Annotated in this window: 22 protein-coding genes; 9 read left to right on the plus strand and 13 right to left on the minus strand. The window is 69.4% G+C overall.

Annotation, left to right across the window (positions count from 1 at the left end; all coding sequences use genetic code 11):
• Nucleotides 1-96 precede the first annotated feature (96 nt).
• Nucleotides 97-285 carry a hypothetical protein gene (locus ON34_RS03000; protein WP_040773955.1) on the plus strand — a complete coding sequence of 63 codons (189 nt, stop codon included), beginning with the start codon at nt 97-99 and terminating at the stop codon, nt 283-285.
• 78 nt (nt 286-363) lie between these two features.
• Here ON34_RS03000 and ON34_RS03005 read toward each other — a convergent pair whose 3' ends face one another.
• Both ON34_RS03005 and ON34_RS03010 read right to left on the minus strand, forming a co-directional pair.
• Nucleotides 364-993, minus strand: a complete 630-nt coding sequence (locus tag ON34_RS03005) for a resuscitation-promoting factor Rpf1 domain-containing protein (RefSeq protein WP_040773957.1) — start codon at nt 991-993, stop codon at nt 364-366.
• Nucleotides 994-1398: 405 nt separating this feature from the next.
• Nucleotides 1399-1641, minus strand: coding sequence for a membrane protein (locus ON34_RS03010; RefSeq protein WP_040773896.1), 243 nt, complete (start codon nt 1639-1641; stop codon nt 1399-1401).
• 198 nt (nt 1642-1839) lie between these two features.
• Between ON34_RS03010 and ON34_RS03015 the strand changes: the two genes are divergently transcribed.
• Nucleotides 1840-2259 carry a cold-shock protein gene (locus tag ON34_RS03015; RefSeq protein ID WP_174371996.1) on the plus strand — a complete coding sequence of 140 codons (420 nt, stop codon included), beginning with the start codon at nt 1840-1842 and terminating at the stop codon, nt 2257-2259.
• Nucleotides 2260-2425: 166 nt separating this feature from the next.
• Here ON34_RS03015 and ON34_RS03020 read toward each other — a convergent pair whose 3' ends face one another.
• Entirely contained in the window at nt 2426-3973 is a 1548-nt protein-coding gene (locus ON34_RS03020) for a sulfatase family protein (protein WP_040773902.1), read from the minus strand.
• Nucleotides 3974-4088: 115 nt separating this feature from the next.
• Here ON34_RS03020 and ON34_RS03025 point away from each other — a divergent pair, with 115 nt between their 5' ends.
• Nucleotides 4089-4694 carry a TetR/AcrR family transcriptional regulator gene (locus ON34_RS03025; RefSeq protein WP_157172151.1) on the plus strand — a complete coding sequence of 202 codons (606 nt, stop codon included), beginning with the start codon at nt 4089-4091 and terminating at the stop codon, nt 4692-4694.
• A 30-nt stretch (nt 4695-4724) separates the two neighbouring features.
• On the opposite strand, the gene ON34_RS03030 is transcribed toward ON34_RS03025, so the two are convergent.
• From ON34_RS03030 to ON34_RS03040, 3 genes are all read right to left on the minus strand, one after another.
• The gene (locus ON34_RS03030) at nt 4725-5306 is read right to left on the minus strand and encodes a DUF2771 domain-containing protein (protein ID WP_040773907.1); all 582 of its coding nucleotides are present in this window, start codon (nt 5304-5306) and stop codon (nt 4725-4727) included.
• Nucleotides 5303-7237, minus strand: coding sequence for an MFS transporter (locus ON34_RS03035; RefSeq protein ID WP_040773910.1), 1935 nt, complete (start codon nt 7235-7237; stop codon nt 5303-5305). Before ON34_RS03035 ends, ON34_RS03030 begins: the two co-directional genes overlap by 4 nt.
• Before the next feature lie 73 nt (nt 7238-7310).
• On the minus strand, nt 7311-8084 hold the full coding sequence (locus tag ON34_RS03040) for a glutaminyl-peptide cyclotransferase (RefSeq protein ID WP_040773913.1): 774 nt from the start codon (nt 8082-8084) through the stop codon (nt 7311-7313).
• Nucleotides 8085-8101: 17 nt separating this feature from the next.
• On the opposite strand from ON34_RS03040, the gene ON34_RS38420 reads away from it, so the two are divergent.
• Both ON34_RS38420 and ON34_RS03050 read left to right on the plus strand, forming a co-directional pair.
• Nucleotides 8102-9901, plus strand: a complete 1800-nt coding sequence (locus tag ON34_RS38420; RefSeq protein WP_373291848.1) for a DUF3027 domain-containing protein — start codon at nt 8102-8104, stop codon at nt 9899-9901.
• Between the two features lie 44 nt (nt 9902-9945).
• Nucleotides 9946-12852, plus strand: a complete 2907-nt coding sequence (locus tag ON34_RS03050; protein ID WP_063821628.1) for a sacsin N-terminal ATP-binding-like domain-containing protein — start codon at nt 9946-9948, stop codon at nt 12850-12852.
• 10 nt (nt 12853-12862) lie between these two features.
• Here the strand turns inward: ON34_RS03050 and ON34_RS03055 are convergent, their stop codons facing one another.
• Nucleotides 12863-13480 (minus strand): TetR/AcrR family transcriptional regulator, encoded by a 618-nt coding sequence (locus tag ON34_RS03055; protein WP_245547862.1) that lies wholly within the window; start codon nt 13478-13480, stop codon nt 12863-12865.
• A gap of 125 nt (nt 13481-13605) precedes the next feature.
• Here ON34_RS03055 and ON34_RS03060 point away from each other — a divergent pair, with 125 nt between their 5' ends.
• Nucleotides 13606-15654 (plus strand): neutral/alkaline ceramidase, encoded by a 2049-nt coding sequence (locus tag ON34_RS03060; RefSeq protein WP_040773921.1) that lies wholly within the window; start codon nt 13606-13608, stop codon nt 15652-15654.
• A gap of 9 nt (nt 15655-15663) precedes the next feature.
• Here the strand turns inward: ON34_RS03060 and ON34_RS03065 are convergent, their stop codons facing one another.
• Nucleotides 15664-15903, minus strand: a complete 240-nt coding sequence (locus ON34_RS03065; RefSeq protein WP_040773924.1) for a DUF2530 domain-containing protein — start codon at nt 15901-15903, stop codon at nt 15664-15666.
• 141 nt (nt 15904-16044) lie between these two features.
• On the opposite strand from ON34_RS03065, the gene ON34_RS03070 reads away from it, so the two are divergent.
• Complete coding sequence (locus ON34_RS03070) at nt 16045-16482, plus strand: MarR family winged helix-turn-helix transcriptional regulator (RefSeq protein WP_040773963.1); 438 nt, start codon at nt 16045-16047, stop codon at nt 16480-16482.
• Between the two features lie 48 nt (nt 16483-16530).
• Here the strand turns inward: ON34_RS03070 and ON34_RS03075 are convergent, their stop codons facing one another.
• The 3 genes from ON34_RS03075 to ON34_RS03085 form a co-directional block, all read right to left on the minus strand.
• Complete coding sequence (locus tag ON34_RS03075) at nt 16531-16770, minus strand: hypothetical protein (RefSeq protein ID WP_051022098.1); 240 nt, start codon at nt 16768-16770, stop codon at nt 16531-16533.
• Between the two features lie 175 nt (nt 16771-16945).
• On the minus strand, nt 16946-17347 hold the full coding sequence (locus tag ON34_RS03080) for a YccF domain-containing protein (protein ID WP_040773927.1): 402 nt from the start codon (nt 17345-17347) through the stop codon (nt 16946-16948).
• Between the two features lie 72 nt (nt 17348-17419).
• Nucleotides 17420-18622 (minus strand): GNAT family N-acetyltransferase, encoded by a 1203-nt coding sequence (locus tag ON34_RS03085; protein WP_040773930.1) that lies wholly within the window; start codon nt 18620-18622, stop codon nt 17420-17422.
• Between the two features lie 113 nt (nt 18623-18735).
• Here ON34_RS03085 and ON34_RS03090 point away from each other — a divergent pair, with 113 nt between their 5' ends.
• Complete coding sequence (locus tag ON34_RS03090; protein ID WP_040773968.1) at nt 18736-19539, plus strand: TrmH family RNA methyltransferase; 804 nt, start codon at nt 18736-18738, stop codon at nt 19537-19539.
• Nucleotides 19536-19835, plus strand: coding sequence for a DUF2537 domain-containing protein (locus ON34_RS03095; protein ID WP_040773933.1), 300 nt, complete (start codon nt 19536-19538; stop codon nt 19833-19835). Before ON34_RS03090 ends, ON34_RS03095 begins: the two co-directional genes overlap by 4 nt.
• Before the next feature lie 27 nt (nt 19836-19862).
• Here ON34_RS03095 and ON34_RS03100 read toward each other — a convergent pair whose 3' ends face one another.
• Both ON34_RS03100 and sepH read right to left on the minus strand, forming a co-directional pair.
• Entirely contained in the window at nt 19863-20606 is a 744-nt protein-coding gene (locus ON34_RS03100; protein ID WP_040773970.1) for a DUF6928 family protein, read from the minus strand.
• Between the two features lie 402 nt (nt 20607-21008).
• Nucleotides 21009-22058: a septation protein SepH gene (sepH, locus tag ON34_RS03105; RefSeq protein ID WP_040773935.1), complete on the minus strand. Its 1050-nt coding sequence runs from the start codon at nt 22056-22058 to the stop codon at nt 21009-21011.
• Nucleotides 22059-22064 lie beyond the last annotated feature (6 nt).

The raw sequence follows: 22064 nt of genomic DNA on the forward strand, positions 1-22064 counted from the left end.
AGTGGCACCTGACGCAGGACCTCAACGCGAATCTTGCGCCACCCGACTGGTACGGCCTGAATACTCGCCAGAGGCGGCGCAGCTAGCATGGGGGCCGTGGTGAACAAATCGAAGAAACCCTACGTCGACAACGGCTGGCCGAAGGTCGCCGACGGTGACCACGCGGTCACCGAGCTCTCCTCGGCCCGCTCCGGTGGTCTCTCGCCCTACGGCGAGGACACCGAGTTTCCGGTCCCCGCCGAGCAGCTGCCCTACATGCACCCGAACACGGTGATCAACCGCTGAGCGCGCCGGAACGTTCTCGACTACGGAGAAGGGCCCCGCATCCTCGTTGATGCGGGGCCCTTCTTCACGAGTGTGGGGTCAGGAAGGCAGCAGACCCTTGTTCGCCTCGTAGAAGTTCACGATCGCGGGATCGAGGGTGACGCCGCTCGACTTGGCGGCGTTGATGAAGTCGATGGCTTCCTTGGGCACCTGAACGCCCTGGGCCTGCACGACCTCGATGGCCCTGTCGACCGCCGAGAAGACCTGCTTGGAGCTGTCCTGCGGTGCGGACTGGGCGGCCTGCGGAGCGGGGTTCCAGGCCGGGGTTTCGGTGGTGGCGGGCGCGGTGCGCGGTGTGGGCGCGCTGCTCAGGCCGAGCTTGGACGAGCAGGACGGCCAAGCGCCCCAGCCCTGCGAGGCGAGGACCTTCTCGGCGACCGCGATCTGCTGTTCGCGGCTGGCCTGGTTGGCGGAGGCGGCGTACTCCTGGCCGCCGTGGGCGCGCCAGGTGCTCGGGGAGAACTGCAAACCGCCCTGGAAACCGTTGCCGGTGTTGATACCCCAGTTGCCGCCGGCCTCGCACTGAGCGAGTCGATCCCAGTCGGAGTCGGGTGCCGCGCTGGCGTTGCCTGCGAATGCCACACCGGCGGTGCCGATGATGGCTCCGGTGACGGCAACCTTGGCTACCGTGCGGCCGGTCGAGCTTGGCTTGCGATGGCGTCCACTCATATCGGGTTCGTCTTCCTCTCGGCGCACCTGCGACGTCTTCGGTTCGGGGTTCGGACTGAGAGGTCGTCCGTTCCGCCCTCGCCCCTACGTTTCCGTCGGGGTCCGGTACCCGCGGGGCGAGGTTCGGTGCGGCGGGCCGGTGGTTGCCGGGTGTCCCGGCTGGGTAAGACCGTACGACGAACCGCGGGAAAAATCACTATTTGGTAACCGGCGTGTACGGACCGGTCTCGACTCGATCTCGAGCACTGTAAAGCGCCTTAGTGCAGCTAGATGAGCTGCGGTAGCGATGGTGACGGGCCGTCACCGCGCTGTGACCTTCTCGTTATGTGACGAGGATCACACACCTGAGCGGGTAACGATTGCGTTGGATGACCGGTGTGGCGCCGCGGAGGCGGTACCTCCGGTTCAGCGTGATCTCCGTCCGGAACGCAGTGCGAACACGACAGCGAGGAGGAAGCCCAACGGCGCGAGCAGCGCGCCGAAATACAGCCACAGCCCCGGCTCGCCATCGGTCAGCACCGGGGTGGCGAAGATGACGACGATCGCCAGCAATCCCAGCGCGAACAGGCAGAGCGCAAGCCGCAGCAACCAATCGCCGCGGCGCCGCGGCGCGCCCTCGGACGGAGTCGGAGTGGAAGAGTTCGTCACGGCTCGACGGTAAAACTGATGTGCTCGCGTTATTCGCGCCGGGGTAGACTCGATGGCAATCGCGTCCCGCAATCGTGCTGGGCGCGTTCTTTTCGCACAGGAAAAGGGCCGGTCGCCGCACCGCCGCGGGACCGGACGGAAGACAGATGTGCTCGGGCCGTAGGGGTCCGAGTTTTCGATGATGAACGGGTGAGCGCAGTGCCGACCGGCAGGGTGAAGTGGTACGACGTCGAAAAGGGCTTCGGCTTCCTTTCCCAGGACGAGGGTGAGGACGTCTACGTCCGCTCGTCCGCGCTGCCCCAGGGCGTCGAGGGCCTCAAGCCGGGGCAGCGCGTCGAGTTCGGCATGGCCGCGGGGCGTCGCGGCCCGCAGGCGCTGAGCCTCAAGCTGCTGGAGGCGCCGCCCTCGGTCCGGCAGGGCCAGGAACGCAACGCGCGCAAGGAACCTCCCGCCCGCAGGCACACCCCCGACGAGCTGCACGGCATGGTCGAAGACATGATCACCCTGCTCGAGGCGAAGGTGCAGCCCGACCTGCGCAAGGGCAAGTACCCGGATCGCAAGACCGCGCAGCGCATCTCGGAAGTCGTCCGCGCCGTGGCCCGCGAGCTGGACCGGTAGCTCGCGTCCGAGCGACCGCCGCTGGCGACTGCGTCGCGGACGCGACGGCCACTCGGACGCGAGCCGGGCCGCGAACGGTAGATGCTCGGTCTCGCTTCGCTCGAAATCGGGATGGGGCCGTGTGGTTGCGTGGGCGGTACCCGCGGCACTGGAGGACTGCGGTGAATTAAGAACTCCGCAGTTCTTGGGCGACAAGCGAATCGACGAGGTCGTTCATCTCCTCGATCAGTGCCGCCGCACCGCCGCCGTGGGCCAGGTTCTGCATTTCGAGGGGATCTTCCTGGCGGTCGTAGAGTTCGTAGTCGAATTCGCTACGTGGCCCGGCTATGTGCTGGGGTGTCGAGTAGCGGGCGAAGCTGTAGCGGGGTGTGATCGCGCCGCGCAGGCAGTATTTGACGCCGGGTACCTGGCCGCCACTGGATTTGGCGTCGGAGGTGAGAAGGATGGCGTCGCGGACGACGCCATCCGGGTGGGTCAGCAGCGGGGTGAGGTCTCTGCCGACCATCGGGCCGACCGTGGAGGCGTCGGCACCGGCCAAGGCGGCCAGAGTGGGCACCAGGTCGATGTGCGAAGTCAGTGCGGCGGTCGTGCTTCCGTGCGTAGCGGGGTTTCTGGGGTCGGAGATGACCAAGGGCACGCGGTTGTTCTCGCGGTAGATCATCGCCCCCTTCTGCCGTAGTCCGTGCGCGCCACCGAGTTCGCCATGATCGGCCACCCGGACCACGACGGTGTTGCCCGCGCCGCCGCTGTGGTCCAGCGCGTCGAGGACCTTGCCGAGCAATTCGTCCGTGCGGCGCAGCAACTCCAGATACCAATTGCCCCACTGCCGCCACTGCCTGCGCCCGAGAGGTGAGTCGACCTCGTTGGGCATGCGGCCGCCGACGGCCTCGTTCATGGTGCGCCAGACCGTCTGCACGTGCGGCTTGGTCGACAAGTCGGACTCGAAGTTCGGCGGTATGTCGGCGCCGTGGTCCGGCACGTCCTCGAGCCGGTAGAAACGCGGGCAGTACATCATGTCGTGCGGGTTGACCATGCTCACCACGCACAGCCACGGCTCGGGGTCGTTGCCGTGGCGTCGCAGCCACCCGGCCGCGTTCTCGACGACGCCCGGATCCTCCTGGGTGCCCTCGTTCGGACGGCCGCCGGACAGGATGTCGTAGGCCTCGTCGAATCCATAGGCCGACAGCGCTGTGCTGTCGGCGCCGACGGGCTCGGACAGATGCCACTTCCCGATGTACGCGGTGCGGTAGCCGGACTTCTTCAGCACCGTCCCCAGGGTCGGGATCGCGGTGTCGAGATTCGGGCTCCAGGCGTGCAGCGGACCGAGGACCGCGCCCATCAGGTCGTTGCCGCGGACGTTGTCGGTCATGCCGCTGACCGGAGCTTGCAGGCCGGTGAAGAACGCCGATCGCGCCGGCGAGCAGGGGGCGGTGGGCGAATGGTGCATCGCGAACCGCACTCCGGCGGCCTCGACCCTGGCGCGGGCGGGCAGCGTGAAACCGGAAGGCAGAACGACATCCGCACGCTCCTGGTCGGTCATCACCACCAGGATGTTCGGCCGCGACGCGGGGGCGGCCGCGGCCTCGGCGCCGAGAGTGCCGCGCAGGACCGGTACGGCGGCGGATGCGGCGGCCATCATCGCGAGAACCTGACGCCGGTTCGGCGTCGGGGAACGATCGGACGCGAGGGGCTGATCGGGGGTCGAGAGGGACACGGGGGATGGACCTTTCGGACGCGGTGGAACGGTCGCATCCACTGTAACTGATGAATTGACTAAATCATTCAGTTAGACTGTTCGCTGCAGGTGAGCGCCGCGATACTGTGCAGTGGTGTCACCACCCGAGACGACGTCCACCACGGCGCGCGGAGAGCAGACGCGGCGGTCGATCCTCGATGTCGCCACTCGGCGGTTCGCCGATCAAGGTTTCCGCAACACGTCGGTGGCCGCGGTGGCGCGGGAACTGGGTTTGGCGCCGTCGGCGGTGTATTTCCACTTCGCCGACAAGGAGGCTCTCTTCATCGCCGCGTTCGACCGCGACGCCGCTCGACTGTGCGATGACGCGCTGGCCCGGCAGGGGCCGATGGACGCCGCGTACTGGCAGGAGGTCGTCAGGCGATTCGTGACGCAGCTCGGCAGCTACCCGCTGGTGCATCGTGTGCTCGCGGGCCGCGAGCCGGGACTGCTCGGACGGCTGATCGACGGCATCGTCCCGCAACGCATTCGGCAAGCGCTCGAGACATCGTTGCGGGCCGGTCAGCAGTCCGGGGACATCGCCGATGACCTCGATCCGCGCGACACCGCGATAGCGCTGGAAGCCATCTTCACCGCGGTCGTCATCACGGTGGTGCAAGTCGGCGGCAGCGGCACCTCGGAGCGCGTCGACGCTGTCGGCCGTTTGGTCCGGGCCGCGATCACAGCGAAACGGTCGAGCTGACCGGCAAGCCCGAAGCGCGGCGGAGCCGGTCTATGCCGTGCTGATCGACCAGGTGGCGTGCGGCAGGTAGAACTCCTTACCCGTTTCGTCGCGGGCGAGGATCGGGAGCTGGAATTCGACGCCGATGAGGCGCAGGTCGGGCTCCGGTTTCGACTCGATGGTCAGCGCGAGGGCGCGGTCGGGGTAATCGTTGCGGCTGATCACCCGGTCGACCTTCTCGCCGGACGGCAGGATGTAGACGAGCTGGGCGAGCCAGGGAGCATCGGCGACCTGCCTCGGCAGCGACAGCTGGAGTGGATAGCCCGCGGGAACATCCAGTTCGACGGTGCGGCCACGGTGACAGTCCGGTGTGTCGGGAGCGCAGGCCAGCGACGCGAACAGCGTGCCTTCCATGGCGTCCTCGGGCAGGATGCTGCAATGCTGCATGGTCACCGCGCAGTAGCTGAACGGCCGTACGGTGACCGTCTTGCCGTGCGCGTAGGCGGTGAGGGTGACGTCCGGTTCGTCGGCGTTGCGGATCAACACCGCCAGCACGCCGACGAAGGCGACGGTGAGCACGAGCAGGGCGGCCGCGACCAGCGCGACGATCGTGCGTGCGTTGAGCTTGCTCACCAGATCGGGTCTCCTTGCCCTCGTTGGATGCGTGTGGTGTCGCCGCCGCGCCGCGGCGCGTGGCCGTGCGCACGGGATGTGCCAGCCGGGTGCCCGTGTGGCCGGGCCGCGGGAACCTCTTGCTCCGCGTGCTGCGGACGATTGCCGCCGAGCCCGGGCAGCAGCGAGTGTCCTCGGAAGCTCACGAAAGTCTGCACCAGGCCGATCACGAGTATCGCGGTGATCACCGCGAAGCCCTTCCAGTAGTCGGTGGGCAGCAGCACACCCGCGGCCCCGCCGACAACCCAGCTGAGCTGCAGAACGGTCTCCGACCGCCCGAAGCCGGACGCGATCGACTCCGGCGGCAGGTCGTCCTGGATCGCGGCGTCCAGCGACACCTTGGCCAGCGCGCTCGTCGCGGCCGCGACCAAGGCGGCGACCGCCGCGCCGAGCAGATTGTTCGCGAACGTCGCGAACAGCGCCACGAACGCGCACGCCGCGGTGCAGCCGAGCACGATCAGCGAGGGCTTGCCGAGCTTGAGCCGGGCGCCGGTCGCGTTGCCCGCGAAATTTCCGACGGCCGCGGCCGCGCCGACCACGCCGAGCATGGCGGCCTGCTGCACCGGACGGTGCTCGGTCGCCTTGGCGACGAACGCGACGTAGAAGGTGAGAAACCCGGTCAGCACGCGGATGGCGCCATTGCCCCACAGCCCGGTCACCACCGCGCGGCCGAGCGGCTGCCTGCGCTTGCGCGGCGGCACCGCCGACTCCTTGCCGGACGAGAGCACCTCGGTGTGCGCGTCGGCGCCGTGATAGCTCAACGTCGCGGGCACCTCCCCCTCGGTGACCTCGACCCAGGACGGGATGCGCAGGCTCAGATATGTGCCAGCGCAGGCGATCAGTACGGCGAAGACCAACGCGCCGTTGGAGCCCGCGATGGCGGCGGCGAGCCCGGCCAGCGCTCCCGCGCCGATGGTGCCGCCGACCAGACCGAACACCGTGAGCCGGGAGTTCGTGCGGACCAGATCGATATCGGGCGGCAGCACGCGGGGCGTCACCGCGCTCTTGAGCACGGAGAACGATTTGCTGCCGATCATCATGCACAGGGCGAGCGGATACAGCCCCCAGGTGTCGAACTCGATGAGCAGCACCACCGCGAGCACCGCGCGCAGCGCGAACGAGGCGGCCAGCGCCAGTCGGCGGCCGCGCTGCAGGCGATCGAGCATCGGACCGATCAGCGGCGCGATCACGGCGAACGGCGCGATCGTGATGAGCAGGTACAGAGCGACTTTCGTCTTGCTCTCCGCGGTGGCGCTGGCGAAGAACAAGGTATTGGCCAGTGCCACCGCGATGGCCGCGTCGAGGGCGAAGTTCGCCATGGTCGCGTAGGTGAGCGCCGTGAGTCCCGACTTGTCGGCGCCGTCGGCCTTGGCCGCGCGCTGGAAGGTCGCGATGCCCTTCTCGGTGAGTTCCCGGCCGCGCATAGCCGCGACGCGGGTAACGGTGAGCTTGCGGGGGACGCGCTGCCCGCCGGGGGCAGCCGCGGCTTCGCGTGGTTCGACCTGCTCTTGGACGAGGGTCTCGGGATAGTCGGGTTCGGTGCGGCCCGGCGGCTCGGTGGGACGGGGCGGTCGCGGGCGACGCGGGAAAACGCGCCGAGGCGCGCGATCGGAGGACTGCGGCTGCTCCGCGTCGACTCCGCGCGGCAAGCGTTTGGTCGCGGGAGGTTCGGGGGGTCGCGGCGTTTCGTCACGTCGGCCCGGCGATCCCGGCTGGTCGTAGCGCCCGGCGGCGCGCCGCGTATCCGGCCCGAGCGGGGGCAGCGGCCTGCGGCGGCGCGGCGCGTCAGGTGGCGGGTATCGGTCGAAACCGGGGTGCCGCTCGAAAGGCGGGGACTCCTCGCCCGCCCACCGATCACGGTCGGGACCGGAAGGTTCGCGGGGAGTAGTCACGCATCCAATTCTGGCGTACTCCGGCGCTGGGCGTTCACTCGCGCTCCGTGGCGGCCCGTGCGGTCCGCGTCGCTCAGGCCGGAGTGAAGCGGACTTCGAACATGGTCGGCCAGTTCTTCCCCGTGATCAGGAATCGGTCGGTCCCCGGCAGTTGGGCGATGCCGTTGAGCGCGTCGGCCCCGGCCCGCGCGGTCGGTGGGAGCAAACCGGTGGTGTCGATGGACGCCACAACGCGGCCGGATTCCGGGTCGATGCGCAGGATGGTGTCGGTGGGCCAGTCGTTGGCGTAGACCGACCCGTCCGCGGCGCACTCGAGCTCGTTGAGGCGCGCGTTGTTCCGGCTGGTCAGAGCGACCGATCCGGTCGCGGCGAAGGTGACCGGATCACGGAAGGTGAGCCGGTCGCTGCCGTCGCTCATCACCAGCCGCCCATTCCTGGCGCACAGGCCCCAGCCCTCGCCGTCGTAGCGCGCCCGGCCGCGTTCGGCGAGCGTGGCCGGGTCCCTGGCGATGGCCACGCCGTCATGCCAGGTGAGCTGCCAGAGGGTGCCCCCGGCGAGGGTGATGCCCTCCCCGAAGTAGGGCGCGGGCAATTCGGCCCTGGCCAGCTCCTCGCCGGTCGACAGCCGCGACGCGCGCACGCTCGACGCTCCGGCCAGGCCGGTGCCTTCGTAGAGGATGTCGCCGTCGACCTCGAGTCCCTGGGTGAACGCCTGCCGATCGTGTGGTCTGGTGCCGACTACCTCGATGTTCATCCTGGGTGGCGGGTCATCGGCGGCACCGCATCCACCCGCGACGAGCAGACCGACCAGCACACTGACGGCCAACCGACGCCGATTGCGCTCCATACGGCAAAATGTAGGCCGTGAGCGCAGTTTCTGTTTCGGAGTCCGGCGTGCGGCCGATTCTGGCTGATGCCGTGGACCTGGCCCGCCGTGCGCTCCTGGAGTTGGAACCGGTGGCGGTCGGGGCGTACCTGGGGGTGATCGCCGAGGACGAGAGCTCGGCGACGCACCGGTTCGAGGCCACGCTGCCCGGCTATCGCGGCTGGCAGTGGGCGGTCGTGGTGGCCGCCCCGCCGGATGCCGATTACGCGACGGTCAGCGAGTCGGCGCTGTTGCCGGGGCCCGACGCCTTGGTCGCGCCCGAATTCGTGCCGTGGGAGCAGCGGATTCGTCCCGGCGACCTCGCGCCGGGGGATCTGCTCGCCCCGCCCGCCGACGATCCGCGCCTGGTGCCCGGTTATGTCGCGACCGGCGATCCGGTGGTCGACGAAGTGGCCTACGAGGTCGGTCTCGGCCGCACCAAGGTGATGAGCAGGGAAGGCCGCGAAGAGGCCGCCGAGCGCTGGTACGCGGAATACGGCCCCGATTCCGAGATGGCCAAGGCCGCGCCCGGCACCTGCGGGACCTGCGGGTTCTATCTGCCGCTGGCCGGATCGCTGCGCGCCGCGTTCGGCGTGTGCGGCAACGCCATGGGCGCTGACGGGCACGTGGTCCACGTCGCCTACGGCTGCGGCGCCCACTCCGACACCGAGGTGCCAAGCGGCAGCGGTTCCCCGCTGTACGAGGCGTACGACGACGCGGCGATCGAGATGATCTCGCTGGAGCCGGAGCGCGCCGAGTCCGCGTCACGCGTCGCCGAGCAGGATTCCACCGAGCCCGCGGCAGAAGCGGGCGAGCATCCCGCGGTCGAGGCTGCGAGCGATGGGTCCGGCGCTGTCGCCGAGCAGGCCGAAGAGGTCTCCGAGGGTGTCTCCGGCGTCGAAGGTGACGCCGCGACCGATGCCGTCGCCGAGACCGTGGCTGCCGACGTATCCGCACCGGAGGTCCTCGCCGACACGGTGACCACCCCGAGCGAAGCCGACGAAAGCGGCGCCGCAGTGGTTGCCGAATTACCCGAGGAACACAGTGCCGAAGCTGCCGCCGAACCGACGGCCGTCGACGGTCCCGCCAGCGCGGGGGATCACACTGCCGTGCCCGGTGAGTCCGCCGACGACGAGTCGGGCGCGGTGCCGATCGACACCGACAGTGCGGAGGAGACCGCCGAGCAGAAGCCCGGCGCGACCGACTCGTCCCGTCCCGCTGTGGATGACGAAAGCGACCCGGCATCGGTAGATCCGCTCACCACCAGCTCCGCCAGCACGCAGGGCATCATTGGCTCGACGGGTGACGCACACGAATCCTCCGTGGCTGCGTCGCAGATTCTGGTCGAGTCCTCCGCCACTGAGTGGCCGACGACGGTGTCGGACTCCACGGAGTCCAACACGACGGGTTCGAACGACGCCGTCTCGAGCGCGACGGAGTCGGGCGCAACCGAGGGGCAGAGCGTCAGCGTTGCAGCAGACGATGTGATCGAGCCGGGATCGGTAGACACACAGCTGGGCCTCATCGAGCAGCAGGCGACCGAGACCGAGTCGACTCGGTCGGATTCCACCGGGCACGAGGTGGCCGAATCGGGCCCGGCCGAGGCAGTCGAATCCCATGGTGAAGGCGTCTCGACCGCGCGCGATGGCGAGCTGGAGTCCGCGGAGGCGCGGTCGGCTCTGATCGAGGGATCGGAGCCCGAGACTCCGGCCGCCGAGCCGACCGGAATCGAACAGGCTGATGCGCGGGCCGGTGCGGCCGAGGCACGGCCGGAGTTCCCGCCATCGCCGCGGAGCTGACCAAGGCCGCCGATCCGTTCGGCACTTGGGCGCTGCGCGCGGCGGTGCTCGCCGCATGGCGCGATTCGCCGACACGGTTGCGTGAGGACGCCGCCACCGAGAACGACCTGGTGCGGGCGGGCTACCGAGACCGGCTGCTGACCGAGTTGGCGCAGAACGCGGCCGACGCCGCGGGGAAAGCGGGCGTCGCCGGTCGCCTGGTCGTGCGGCTCGACGGCCGGGACCTGCATATCGGCAATACCGGTGCGCCGCTGGACGTTTCCGGTGTGCACGCGCTGACCGCACTGCGCGCGTCCGGGAAGGGCGAGACCGGCACGGTGGGCCGGTTCGGCGTCGGATTCACCGCGGTGCTCGCGGTGAGCGACGAGATCGAGGTGCGTTCGACCTCGGGATCGCTGCGGTTCTCCCGCACGCGAACCAAGGACGAGCTGCACCGGAACGAGATCCGGATACCCACCGCCGAAACGGGCGAATTCGCCCCTCCGGTGCTCCGGTTGGCTTGGCCGACCCAGACGCCACCTGCCGATGGCCTGGACACCGAAGTCGTGCTGCGCCTGCGTGCGGACGTGGACGCCGACGCGCTGCTGGCCGCGATGCACGCGGAAGCCGTCGACCTGCTGCTGGAACTGCCCGCCTTGCAGCGCATCCGCATCGGCGCGGACGAATTCGTCAGCAGCGCCGAGGACATGGGCGACGGCATGCGCGAGGTGTACGTCGACGGCCCCGGCAGCGAACAACGGACTTGGTGGCAGTACCGCACGCCCCGTGCCCGCTGGCTGCTGCCGGTGCGCGACGGCAAGCCGGTGGCCGCGGCCCCGGACGTGCTGCGGGCGCCGACCAGGTCCGATGAGGAACTGTCGCTGCCCGCGCTGCTCATCGCCGATATCGCGATGCAACCGGATCGCCGGAGATTGTTGCCCGGCGCACGCCTGGGCGAATTAGCCGAAGGCTACGCGGATTTCGCCCGGGCACTGCCGCCGCGCGACCGCCTGGTGCTCGTCCCCGCGCCCGGTTTCGCCCGCAGCGAGGCCGACGGCCTGCTCCGCGAAGCGCTGATCCGCGAATTGCAGACGCACCTTTGGCTGCCCGTCATCGCCAGCCACCGGCGTACCCCGCTGGAAGGACTCGACGGTGGGCTTCCCGCCACCGCCGACGAACCGCTTTCGGATGGCACTGCCCTGACCGCCACCGAGCAGCGCGACCTGTTCGGCGGCGGACCCGCCGATTCGGGTAGCGGACCGAGCCGCGCGCCCGGCACTGGACTGGGCGAGATGGCGGGAGCGCGGCAGGCTCGCTCACTGGACGTCGCGGTCCCCACCCGCGCATTCGTCTTCACCGGTCTGACCGCGGAGTTGGCCGCGCTGCTCGGAGAGGTGGTCGATCCGTTGGTGATCCCGGACCTCTCCGGGCGGGCGCAGGCCGAGGCCATGGGCGTGCTGGACGTGCACCGGATCGGATTGGCCCGTCTCGCGGAGCTGTCCAGCGGGTTGGAGCGGCCGCCGGCGTGGTGGCGGTCGTTCTACGCGGCGTTGGAGCCGTTCGTGGTCGATCCTCTCGCGGCGGAAGAACTCGGCGCGCTGGCGGTGCCGCTGGCCGACGGCAGGCTGGTCACCGGTCCGCGCACGGTGGTGCTGGACGACCATCTCCAGGTCGCGATCCCGGTGCACTGGGCACGGCTGGCGCATCCGGACGCGGCGCATCCGCTGCTGGCCCGGCTCGGTGCGCGGTCGGCCACCGCCGAGGAACTGCTGAGCGATCCGGCCTTGCGCGCCGACCTGGAGGATCACCCCGGCGACCCCGACACCGCCGACGCCGTCCTGCGTCTCGCCGCGCACGCCGACCCGGCCGCGTTGCCGCCCTGGCTCGGGCTGCTCGAACTGCCCGCCACCGAGGGCGAAGCGCTGCCCGCCGACGAACTGCTGCTACCCGGTGCGCCGCTGCGTGAGCTGCTGGTGCCGGACGCGCCGTTCGGGACGGTGGACCCCGAGCTGGTGGATCGTTACGGCGCGGACGCGCTGCGCGCGATCGGCGTGGGCTGGGATTTCAGTGTGATCGTCGAGGCCGACCCGACCGGACCGGACCACGATCTGGACGACGAGGAACGCTGGTGGTCCACGCTGCCGGACGATCCGCCGGAGCTGGCCGCGGTCCGCGACCTCGACCTGGTGGACGACGCCGCCTGGCCGGATGCGTTGCGGCAGTTGGCGGCCACACCGCGGACCCGCCGCCTGCTGGCCGACGCCGACGGTTACACCGCGTGGTGGCTGCGCAGATACGCGCGGATCGACGGCACCCCGATGGGGTTGTTCCGCCATCCCGCCGACACCGAATTCGCCGGATTACTACCGGCTTTCGCCGTGCCGGACGTCGACCCGGACGCCTTCCGCGCCGTTCTCGCAAGCCCCGACGCGATCACCGACGAGCTCGCTGCCGCGCTGCTGGAAGCGCTCGCCGACCCGTCCGAAACGCCTGTGCCCGAGACCGTTTCGCGCGCGCACGCCCGTTTGTCCGCTGCCGTCGCCGCGAACCTGCTCGATCTCGGCAACCTCGACCCGCCCGATCGCGTGCGCGCGCTCTCCGGCGCCGTGGTCGACCCGGGCGACGCGTTCGTCCTCGACCAGCCGTGGTTCGGCCTGGCCGTGCCGCCGGACCGCGTGGTGGTCGGTGACGCCGAAAACGCCTCGGCCCTGGCGGCTTTGCTCGATCTGCCGCTGGTCTCGGAGGCCGTCACCGCCGAGGTGGTCGACGCAGGACGCCGGACGACCTGGGCGGTGGAGCCGCTGGGCGTCGTGCTGCGCCAGCTGTTCACCCTGCCCGCGCAGGACGGCGAACTGGTGCTGCACGAGGATCTCCTGGTGCGGTTGAGCGGCGCGATCGAATCCACGGTCGCGGTGCCCTGGTGGCGCGTCGGCTCGACCGTCCACGTCCGGACGCCACGATTGCGCAGCTGAGGCGCGCGGCCTACTGCTCGGCGTAGCTCGTGATCATCTCGCTGAGCAGATCGAGCTGCCCGCGGACGCTCTCGCTGTCGTTGTCCACCAGCCAGCGCAGCACGATACCGTCGATGACGTTGAGGGTGAACCGGCTCAGCGTCCGCACCGGGACCGACCACCGGGTCGACGTCGCGTCGCGTGCGTGCTCCAGGATGTCGGCGACGGTGGAGTCGTTGAAGTTGTACTGTTCGCGCGCGATCGCGAGTTTCGCCGGTGTCTGTTCGCCCTCGCGCAGCGCGTAAGTGGTCGTTTCGTAAGTGAGCAGCTGCCGTTCCGGAGTAGCTTCAATGTTCAACCACATCAGTTCCAGTCCGGCGCGCACCAATTTTTGAAGGGCTTCTTTTCCACTTTCGACTTCTTGCCAAACCGCTTCGTTCGCGTCGACCGAATCGCGCAATTCCATCGACAACGCTTTGACCAGCTCGGTCATCAGCGCGTCCTTGTTTTCGAAACAGTAATGCACCACACCGAGCGAGACGCCGGCCGCCTGAGCGACATCGCGCGTGGTCACGCCTGCAACGCCCTTTTTTTCGGCAAGGCCGATCGCGGCCTCGATAAGGTGGGCCCGTCGTTCTTCGACGCTCAATCGGGAGGACACCCAAGGGAGTTAAGCGCGCACCGCGCGTGCAGTCAATTCGCGGGCCGAAAAATTTGGACTGGACGAGTGACCAGTTGTGTGGTTCGCTGCCATCGGACGGAAGGGAGACGGGTATGCCGGTGTCGCGCAGAACTGTTGTCGCCGCGGCGGCGGTCGGTTCCGCTACGCTCGCGGCCGCGATGCCGGGGATCAGTGGCGCTCCGGCGGGCGCCGCGCCGGATTCCGGCGGTTACGAGATCGGCGTCGGGCTCTCCGACATCACCGGACCGGCCGCCGAATGCGGGATGATGGGTTACTCCCAGGTGGAGCAGCAGACCGCTGGCATTCACCTGCGTCCGCGGGCCAGGGCGTTCATCATCGGCAGCGCCGGGCGGCGGATCGTCTTCGTGGTCGCCGAGAACGGCATGATCTTCCAGTCCGTGCACCGGGGCGTGCTGACCGAATTGTCCCGGCGCTTCGGTGATCTGTACACCGAGCAGAACGTCCTGCTCACCTCCACGCATTCGCACGCGACCTGCGGCGGCTCCAGCAACGACTACGCCTACAACCTGTCCATCCTCGGCTTTCAACAGCAGGTGTACGACGCCGAGGTGAACGGGATCGTCGAGGCGATCGCCGCCGCGCACGCCGACCTCGGCCCCGGCTCGCTCGCGCTCGGCCGCGGTGAGCTGCACGACGCGAGCGTGAATCGCTCCCGGGTGGCCTGGGAACTCAATCCGCCCGAGGACAGGCGACACTTCCCCGATGCCATCGATCCGGCGGTGACCGCCCTCGCCCTGCGCAAGGGAGGGGCGACGGTCGCGACGATCACCTGGTTCGCCACCCACAACACCTCGATGACCAACGCCAACCGCCTGATCAGCTCGGACAACAAGGGTTACGCCGCCTTCTCCTACGAGCACATCGAGCACGGCGTGCGCTACCTGGACGGCAAGCCGTCGTTCGTCGCCGCCTTCGCGCAGACCAACGCGGGCGACATGTCACCGAATCTGAACCTGCGGCCGGGGTCCGGACCCACCGAGGACGAGTTCGAGAACACCCGCATCCTCGGCGAACGGCAGTACCTGGCCTCGAAAGAGGCGGTGGCGCAGGCACGCTCGATCGCGGGACCGGTCGACGCGATGCTCTGCTACATCGACCTGGCCGACATCGCCGTGGGCGGTCGCTTCACACCCGACGGCCAACCGCGCCGCACCGCACCGGCCGCGGCGGGCGTTTCGCTCATCGCGGGCAGTGTCGAGGACGGCCCAGGTCTGCCCGGCGGACCCGTGCCGGAGGGCGTGCGCAACCCGTTCCTCGAGTCGCTCGGTGATCCCGGCCAGGCGGCACCGGCCTGGTTGGCGGATGCGCAGGCGCCCAAGGTGATCGCCGCGCCGCTCGGCCTGCTGCCTCCGGTCGCCTGGGTGCCGAATGTATTGCCGATTCAGCTCGTTCGCATCGGTGAGCTCTATTTGGCCGCGGCGGGAGGCGAATTCACGATCACCGCGGGGCTGCGGATCCGCCGTGCCGTCGCGCAGGCGCTGAACGTTCGGCTGGAGCAGGTGCTGATGCAGGGCTACGCGAACGCCTATCACGAATACGTCACGACGCCCGAGGAATACGACGCACAGCAGTACGAGGGCGCCTCGACACTGTTCGGCCGCTACACGCTGTGCGCCTATCAGCAGGAATTCACTCGTCTGGCTACCGCATTCGCCGGTCGCCGGCAGGTGGCCCGTGGCCCGGCACCGCGCGACGTTTCGCATCTCCAGCCGAATTTCCAACCGGGCGCCGGACCGGATGTCGCCGCGCCGGGCCGTGGTTTCGGCGAGGTGCTCGTGCAGCCCGACCCGTTCTACGGACGTGGCGGCCGAGTTCTGGCCGAATTCGTCTCGGCGCATCCGAAACACGACAATCGCCGCAACGGCACGTTCCTGGAAGTGCAGCGCAGGAACGCCTCCGGCGAGTGGGTGCGGGTGGCCAACGAGGGCGAGTGGGCGGTGAAGTTCTTCTGGAGCAAGCACGGCACGGCGACGTCGGTGGCCCGGTTCACCTGGAACATTCCATTCGACGCCGCGCCGGGTCGCTACCGTTTCCAGCACTACGCGACTCGTCTCGGTGTCGACGGCGCGCTGTACCCGTTCACCGGGATCACCGACGAATTCGAGGTCGGCGGGCCGTGACGCGGCCGACTACAGACCGGTCTGCGCGCCCTTGTCGCCGCGTCGCGCCCCGCGGCGCTGGATCAGGTAGATGACGAGGCCGATCACGCCGACCACGAGCCCCATCAGACAGACCGGGCGTGCCGCCTCCCACCGGTCGCCGCTCGCCCACACCACCACGGTGGCGAGCAACCACAGCGCGCTGCCGACCGCCAGCACGGGGCGCGGATCGGTCAGCCGCGGTGGAAGTTGCGGGACATTCTGCGTCACGCGCCCAGCCTAATGGGCGTAGTCGGGCCGTGGTCGCGCACCGCGCGGAGCCGGAAGCCGAGGCAGCCGAGCGGCGGCGAGGTGGCCTCCAGCGGCGAGAACCGGCCGCGCCGTGCGGCGGTCGGCGTATCGTTTGCCACTGTGACCACGCCATCGGATCTTCGAGCCCTCGCTGGTGAGCTCTCGCTGGCGGTCGTTCGGCTGACGCGGCACCTGCGCGGACGTCGTACCGACTCGCAGATCTCGCTGACTCAGCTGTCCGCGCTCGCGACGCTCGCGCGGGAGGGTGCGATGACACCGGGAGCGCTGGCGGCGAAGGAGCGCGTCCAGCCGCCGTCGATGACCCGCGTGATCGCGTCGCTCACCGATCTCGACCTGGTGGAGCGCAATCCGCATCCGACCGATGGCCGTCAGATCATCGTCTCGTTGTCTCCGGCGGGGCGTGCGCTCATCGCCGACGAGACCAGCGCCCGCGAGGCGTGGATGACCGAACAGCTGTCCACGCTCACCGAAGACCAGCTCGTCGTGCTCAGCCGCGCCGTGGCGATCATGAAGCAGATCGTCGCGGAATCGGAATAGCGGTCACGGGCGCTACGAGATTCGTATGACCGTCGCCGCGACGTCGGGTCAGTGTCCGGTGCGAATGAGCCGCACGCTGGTCTTGGCGCCCCACCACAGCAGCCCGGCCGCGCTCGCCAGGAAGAGGACGAAGGCCGGATAGACCAGCACGCCGTAGTCGTCGGACCACCTCGGCAGGTGGGTGAACTGGGTGCCCGCGGCGACGAGCAACAGCAGCCCGAGCACCGCCGCGATCGGCGCGAGGGGCGCGGTGTCCTGGTCGGCCGGTGGAGCTGGGCGGTCGGTCATGGTGGAGCCCTCCTGGTGAGGTCGGCTCGGCGCCGCATCGAGGCGCGGTGGCACACTGGCGAGTCAGTTACCTTCTAGCTAACTTTCGCATCCGAGGGCCGTTCCGTTAACAATCTGTGATATAGATCACTATCGTGACGCTGGAACCGGATACAGCCCGCCGCCTCGTCGACGCCTATCGGGCCACGAATGGCTGATCGCTGTCCACGATCTCCCGGCCCAGTGGGAACAGTGAGATCGGTATCAATTTGAGGTTGGCCCAGCCGAACGGGATGCCGATGATCGACACGAACAGCGGAATGCTCGTCAGGAGGTGACCCAGCGCAAGCCACCATCCGGCAACGATGAACCAGATGACATTGCCGATCAGCGAGCCCGCGCCCGCGCCGGGCTTCTCCACCGTGGTCCGGCCGAACGGCCACAGCACGTAGACCGCGATCCGGAAGGAAGCGATTCCGAAGGGGATCGTGATGATCAGGACGAAGCAGATGATCCCCGCCACGATGTAGCCCACCGCCAGCCAGAACCCGGCGAAGATGAGCCACAGGATGTTGAGAACCAACTGGATCGGCTTCATGACACCAGCATGCCAGCCCCGCGCCGATTCGGACATCGTCGTCCTTCCCGGCGGCGGGACGCGGGCCTGTGCTCAGAAGAACCAGCCGAGCACCGCGTCCCGCTCGGTGCGAAAGGCCTCCTCGAACGCGCGCAGGTGGGCGGAATCCTTGGCCCGCAATCGGTTCGCCGCGGCGAACAGCCGGGCGGGATACGCGCCGAAGTACATGCTGCCGAGGACGTCGATGCCGAGTTCGATGTCGGCGGCACGGCCGGTCGGTTCGCAGACCGCCTGTCCGTCCCGCGCCCGCAGCGCGAAGGCGCCACCCGCGTTACGGAAGGGGTCGGTCACCTCCAGCACCACATCCAGGTCGGCCGCGTACGCGCGCGCGGCCAGCGCGGCGGGAATATCCATGAGGCGCAGCCACAGTCCGTCGTAGCGGGCCTTCGTGCGCACCAGTCGCGGGTCGGTGAGCAGGTAGGGCAGCGGGTCGTGGTCGGTGAGCACGGCTTCGAGCCGCTGGACCAGATCGAGTCCGAGCAGAGCCCGCCACAGCGCCGCGTGCGCCTCCGCGGTGACCGCGCGCAATTCGACGACCTCGACCGTTTTCGCCCGGCCGTCGGAGTGGAAGCGATAGAGCGCGTAGCCGTCGGCGTGCAGCAGGGCGAACAGGTCGCTGCCGCCGTCGCGAAAGCGTTCCGGGTCGTCGAAGAGGATGTCCCAGCTGGCGGTCGGACGCACCTGCGCGGCGGGCACCAACCTGCGCCAGCGGTCGTAGATCGTCTCCGCCGCCGGGCGGATGTCCCGCGGAGCGCGCAGCGTGACCCCGCCCGGGTCCGGCGCCGACGGCAGGAACTCGGCGAATCGGCGCTCGATGGTGACCGCGTTCTCCCGTGTCGCCGGGCCGTAGCCGAAACGGCCGTAGATGCCGCCCTCGCTGGCGGTGAACATGGTCAGCGGCAAGCCCGCAGCCTCCACGCGCCGATGCTGTTCGGTGTACATGGCGCGCAGGATGCCGCGCCGCCGATGCGTCGGCGCCACACCGACACCGGCGATGCCGCACGCCTGCACGGTCCGTTCGCCGGGCACGGTCACCGTCAAGGTGGTGGACTGCACGTGCCCGACGATCTGTCCGTCCGCCTCCGCGACGATCGAGTTCCGCTGCGGGAACAGCAGCGGTACGCGGTCCAGCTCCGCCGGGTCGTAGCGGGTGCCGAAGGAGGTCTCCACCAGCGTCAGGATCGCGGGTCCGTCCTCGTCGACGGCGGAGCGAATCGTGATTCCCGGAGGCGTCATGCCTCGACCATCCCACGTTTGCGCACGCGACCGCATCGGATTTTCCTCGGCGCAGGCCACTGCCGAGCGAACGCCGATTCGGCCCGATGGAAGCCGCGCGGCAGGATGGAGCCGTGGCCGAAGTGATCGACATCGATGACCCCGCCGACCCCAGGGTCGACGACTTCCGCGATCTGAAGTCGGCCGACCGGAGGCCCGATCTGCCCGGGCGCAAGGGACTGGTGATCGCCGAGGGCGTCGTGGTCGTCCAGCGGATGCTGGACTCGCGATTCACCCCGATCGCGTTGCTCGGCGTGGAACGCAGGCGCGCCGAACTGGCCGACGACCTCGTCGCGGTCGATGGTCCGTATTACCGCGCATCGGCCGAGGTGATGGCCGAGGTGGTCGGCTTCCATCTCAATCGCGGCGTGCTCGCCATCGCCCGGCGTCCGGCGGAACTCGAGGTGACCGAGGTGATCGAGAAGGCGCGGACCGTCGCGGTGCTCGAGGGCGTCAACGATCATGAGAATCTCGGCGCGATGTTCCGCAACGCGGCCGGACTCGGAGCCGATGCGATCCTGTTCGGCGACCGCTGCGCCGACCCGCTCTACCGCCGCGCCGTTCGGGTCTCGATGGGCCATGTGCTGCGGGTGCCCTTCGCTTCCCTGCCCGAGTGGCCTGGTGGACTGGATATACTGCGGCGCAAGGGATTCCAGATCGTCGCGCTCACCCCGAATCCGGCGGCGGTGAATCTGGCGACGGCGATGACGGGGGAGCGGGTGGCGTTGTTGCTCGGGGCCGAGGGCCCCGGACTGACCGATGAGGCCATGCGGGCCACCGATATCCGGGCGCGCATCCCGATGTCGCCGGGCACCGACTCGCTCAATGTCGCGACCGCGGCGGCGATGGCCTTCTACGAGCGGGTGAGGACCGCGTGACCGGGCCGTATCGTCCCTACCCTGCTTACCAGGACCCGACCCCATGGGGCGCGGGGCTCACCGTGGCGACGATGGTGGCGCTGCTGTCGGCGGTCGCGGTGTACTCCTTCGGCGCCGCGTTGGCCGAAGTGCACCCGCTGCTCGCGGTGGCGGTGAATCTGGTCGCGGCGGGCGGCGCCGCGCCCAGCGCGTGGCGGTGGCGCTTCGCCCCGGTGATCCGGTGGGTGGTCGGCGGCGTCGCGGCGGGTGTGCTGCTCGGATGGTCGATCTTGCTGATCGGCGCGCTCGCGGCTTGATGGGCGCGGCCGGATCCGGCCGATCCGCTAGAGGACCCGGTCGGGACCGCGCAGCCAGCCGAACAGGCCCCGCTTGCGCTGCGCCGCATGCGTTTCCCCGTCGGCCGGGACCTGCCTGGCGGGCTCGGGGGCGTGGCCCTTGGGATAGAGCGTGAATCCGCAGACGGGGATGTCACCCGGTACGAGCGCCCCGGCCGCGGCGGGTGCGCGGTAGTGGAACCCGAGCCATTCGTTGTTGGCGGCGTCGGCGAAGTCGAGCGGGTCGAACGGCAGCGTCTGCGGGTCGGGTAACTCGCCCGCGCGCCACCGGACCGGATGCTCGCCCGCCCAGTACGGCCGCTCCCACACCAGCGGAAGTCCCTCGTCCTCCAGGATGTTCACCCGGGTCGAGCTGAACGACCTGCGCAGCTCGCCGCGTTCCCAGTGCGCGAACGCGCCCCAGCCGTGCTTCGCGTCGAAAGCCACCAGGTAGGTGTGTTCGGAGGCCAGGGGGCGCACCAGCAACTCCGGAATCGCGGTCGGATGGACGCGCACGGCCGCCGCCGAACACAGGACGGTCACGCCGGGATAGCAACCGATGTACACCTGGCCGGCTTCCGGGCCCGCGCAACCGGCCAGCGTGCCGACCATGATCGGCCGGACATCGCAGTCGTCGTGCAGTTGCTTCGCCAGTGCCAGTGCGGCTTCCGGGGCCGGGTCACGGTTCGCGCGCAGCACCGCCAGGGGGTCGGGTGCATCGACATACCAGAGTGACGAAGCCTTCGACAGCACGTCCGGCACCTCCCGATAGTTGCACGAATCAACTCCGCGAACTTCGAGCAACGCACGGTGGTGCCGATCGGCGCCACCGCTGAGGTGACCTGCCCGGCGCCGACGCACGTCGTCGACCACCCCAGAACTTACTCGTCCCGGACCAACTACGTTGTGGCTTCGCACCGCGGACACGTGACGCGTCCAGCTGCCGCTGCCGACGCGTTCCCGTCCTCACGTCTGCGCCGGTGTAGCTCTTATGGGCGATCGAGCATCCAATCGTCACCACGGATTTCGCGAGCACATGGGTAACTCACCGGGAACGCCCAAAACTCGAGCGGCACCCAACGCAGGACCTGAACGCGAATCCCGCACACCCAACTTGTACGGCCTGAAGACGCGGAGAGGCGGGACGGAACAGCCTCAGTGACCCGAGCTGCGCACCCCGAGCAGCACGTCCTCCCACGACGGCATCGGAGCCTTGCCGCGCTTGCTGCGGCTGGGCTTCGCAGGAGCCTTGGCCGCGGGCTTCGCGGGCTCCTCGGCGGCGGGCGCCTGCGCGGCGGGCGCGGACGGGGCGGTGTCCGCGGCGGCGCCGGAAGTCGTTGCCGCGGCGGCGCCATTGGCGGGCGCCGCGTTACCGGCGGCGGAAGCCGTGGTGCTCGACGCGGCGGGCGTCGCACCGGTGCCCGCCGGGATCGCAGCGGAGCTGCCACCGGCCGCGACGGCACGCTGTTCGTAGTACTCGTCCAGGGTAGCCTGGTTCTGGCGGCTCGCCGGGCGCGTAGTCGGAGCGGCCGGGGTGGGGCGGGGTTCGGCCACCGGCTCCGGTGGGGCCGCGGCCGGTTCCGGCTCGGCGGGCAGGATCGTCGCCAGCCCGCGCAGCGCGCGGCCGAAATCCGGATCGATCAGATCGGAGGCCGGATCGTCGAGCGGGGACACCGAGCCGCCGTGCGCGTCCGGCTGGTAACGCCAGTGCGCGGCGATCTCGGAACGCCCATTCTGCCACTGCAATTGGGCGACCCAGTACCCCTTCTCGTCCTTCCAGGCATCCCACTCGGCGCCCTCGATGTTGTGCCCGCGCGCGGTGAAAGCGGCGGTGACCACGTCGATGAGCGTTTCCACGGCGGGGCCGTCGGGACGCACAGGGTGCGCCTTCTGGGCGAGTTCGGCGGCACGGGCCCGTTCCAGCAGCACCGGATAGGCGAACCGCTCGACGCGGCTGGCCGGCATTCCGGATTCTTCGGTGACCTGTTCCACGGAGGCCCCTGCACGAATACGGGCCTGGATATCGCGGGGACGCATAGTTGCTTCCATTTCGATCTCAATCTGGCCGAATCGGGCAAGGTCTCCGCGCGCGGCGGCTCGCAGTTTGTCGTCGGCGGGAAGCCGGAACTTCTGACCGGACTCGGTGTCGATGCACACGATGTGTGTGGAGTCGGGCGTCACCCCGATCACTCGAAGTTCACGCACCGTTAC

Source organism: Nocardia pneumoniae NBRC 100136, from assembly GCF_000308755.1.
Taxonomy (GTDB): Bacteria; Actinomycetota; Actinomycetes; order Mycobacteriales; family Mycobacteriaceae; genus Nocardia; species Nocardia pneumoniae.

Coding starts and splice junctions, on each gene's coding strand:
- ON34_RS03005 (WP_040773957.1), bottom strand. CDS start 993: ATGAGTGGACGCCATCGCAAGCCAAGCTCGACCGGCCGCACGGTAGCC.
- ON34_RS03040 (WP_040773913.1), bottom strand. CDS start 8,084: ATGGAGCGCAATCGGCGTCGGTTGGCCGTCAGTGTGCTGGTCGGTCTG.
- ON34_RS03060 (WP_040773921.1), top strand. CDS start 13,606: ATGCCGGTGTCGCGCAGAACTGTTGTCGCCGCGGCGGCGGTCGGTTCC.
- ON34_RS03075 (WP_051022098.1), bottom strand. CDS start 16,770: ATGACCGACCGCCCAGCTCCACCGGCCGACCAGGACACCGCGCCCCTC.
- ON34_RS03080 (WP_040773927.1), bottom strand. CDS start 17,347: ATGAAGCCGATCCAGTTGGTTCTCAACATCCTGTGGCTCATCTTCGCC.
- ON34_RS03085 (WP_040773930.1), bottom strand. CDS start 18,622: ATGACGCCTCCGGGAATCACGATTCGCTCCGCCGTCGACGAGGACGGA.